The organism is Dysgonomonas sp. PH5-45 (assembly GCF_029893235.1).
GTDB lineage: Bacteria > Bacteroidota > Bacteroidia > Bacteroidales > Dysgonomonadaceae > UBA1309.
In genome coordinates this window covers 1-1467 of record NZ_JARXWE010000069.1, presented here as the reverse complement: position 1 = coordinate 1467, position 1467 = coordinate 1, and the positions used below count along the sequence as shown (strand labels likewise).

General features: G+C 42.8%; 2 protein-coding genes. Both read right to left on the bottom strand.

Features of this window, described 5'->3' with window-relative positions; genetic code table 11:
• Window positions 1-40 precede the first annotated feature (40 nt).
• Window positions 41-1006: a transposase gene (locus tag M2132_RS12005; RefSeq protein WP_280673872.1), complete on the bottom strand. Its 966-nt coding sequence runs from the start codon at window positions 1004-1006 to the stop codon at window positions 41-43.
• Between the two features lie 43 nt (window positions 1007-1049).
• Window positions 1050-1467: hypothetical protein (locus tag M2132_RS12000; protein WP_280673870.1), on the bottom strand; the 418-nt coding region annotated here is incomplete at its 5' end.

The following is a 1467-nucleotide window of genomic DNA, read 5'->3' as shown; positions in this document are numbered from 1 at the left end:
GGGTCAGCGGATTTTCCCGGTTGATAAACCTTGTCACATATCACGAATATAGCATCGCCAGTCTGTACATAAAGAACTTAATATCTCCCACGCCTCTGAATTGACTTCTGAAAGCCTTTATTTTAGCGTTGAAAGATTCCGCCGAAGCATTAGTGAGTCTTTTATTAAAGTAGTTGATGATTGTTTGATTGTGATTTTCAAAGGTTTCCAATACCCGATTGAGTCCGGTTTCTCCAAACTTTTCTACTTCATTGTACCACTTAGCAAGTAGTAGTCTGGCAGAGTTTGCCGTAATCTGTTTATTAAATATTTGAGTCAGCCTAATAGAAAGTTCATATCCTTGTTTGAGTTTAGGATAGGCCTCGAATAAGATTTGTGCACGGATTTTTTGCTGTTCATTCCATTTAGAAAAGTGTTTAAGAATGATATGCTTAGAACGTGCCATAATCTGTGGCATAGTTTCACCGTTGCTCATTCTTGTTGGTTCCCACGGCTCCAGCAAACACCCCTGCTGTTTGGCTTCCTTGCGTTTTTTCCTGTATTCCCGGATAGCCTTATTCTCTGCATCAAGTACCTCCCAGCGATATTTTATCCGAATCTGGTCTACGGCTTCATTCATCAGCTGTTGCACATGGAAACGGTCGTTTATCAGCTCGGCTTTAGGGAAGGACCGGCGTGCTGTCAGCATCATAGCCGAGGATAGGTCAGTGGTTATGCTTTTAACCTGAAGACGTTTATGGCGTGACATCCTTTTGAATGCTTTTATCACAGTCTGGCTGGATACACCGCGCACCATAGCCACAAGGGAATGTTCCCGGCCATGAGCGGCTTTATTGGTTAATACCGTGTAGACTTCACCATTACTCATGCAAGTTTCATCCAAACTCAGATCTGCACCTAGATTTTCTTCAAACAGTATGTATTCTTCGGCATGATCCAACTGATCCCAAACACGGTAGTCGCTGATGACCTCTTTGTACTGTTTGCGAAGCGTCTGACCGTTCAAGCCGTTTCGATCAGCAAGAGTACTTATGCTTACAGGCGTGCTCTCAATCTCCCTCTTTTAAAAAAGCCACGAACTCAGCATTCAGGCGGGTACGGTCATGCTCTGATAAATCCCAGTCATAACTAAATATATCTCCGGAATCCTGGTCAAGCCATTTGCGTTTGCGAACATGCAGGTAAGTGGCACGACCGCGGATAGGGAAGTCCTGAATCGAATGGTAAGAGCCAAAACCGTAGGCTACAACTTTATTATTGTACTTATCTTCACGTAATTGTACTTTCTTCTCATCAAGCCAGATATCAAAACGAGTATCAGACTTCTCAAAATTGACAATATCAAAATTGTCTATCAAAACAGAGGGCAGGATAGCTCCTAATAACTTCTCGGGATTCATGCCCACAAAGATAGGATATATTCGTGATATGTGATAAGGTTTATCAACCGGGAAAATCCGCTGACCC